The organism is Vibrio sp. S457-15, from assembly GCF_000960545.1.
In the GTDB taxonomy this organism is placed as follows: Bacteria; Pseudomonadota; Gammaproteobacteria; order Enterobacterales; family Vibrionaceae; genus Vibrio; species Vibrio parahaemolyticus.
The window spans coordinates 1-381 of sequence record NZ_JYOQ01000020.1 but is presented as its reverse complement, the minus strand read 5'-3'; the positions used below and the strand labels follow the sequence as shown (position 1 = coordinate 381).

At 53.3% G+C, this 381-nt stretch carries 1 protein-coding gene; it reads left to right on the top strand.

The features are described from left to right. A partial coding sequence (locus UF05_RS02650; protein ID WP_048852133.1) for an efflux RND transporter periplasmic adaptor subunit occupies nucleotides 1-381 on the top strand: 381 nt, incomplete at both ends.

Here is a 381-nt window from a genome sequence, read left to right as displayed (position 1 = left end):
GCTTAAACTTGCAGAAGTCAACCTGTCGTACACGCAAATCCGAGCGCCGTTTAGTGGTCGTATTAGCGACACTAAAGTGATAACTGGTGAACTGGTTTCTCCATCTGCAGGTGTGCTGACGACGCTCGTGAGCCTAGACCCTGTGCACACTTCGTTTAGCGTCAGTGACCGTGAGCGTTTAGCGATGGGCATGGATCGAATTAAAGGCGATGGTCCGCCCGAGTCGAACGGTGTGGAAGTGCAACTAGAGCTAGAAAACGGCCAGTTTTTCGAACACCTAGGACAGCTTGATTTCTTAGGTACCCGACTTGCTCCCAAACCGCGCACGTTTGCTATGCGTGCGGTGGTGCCCGACCCAGAACACGAACTGCTCACTGGGCA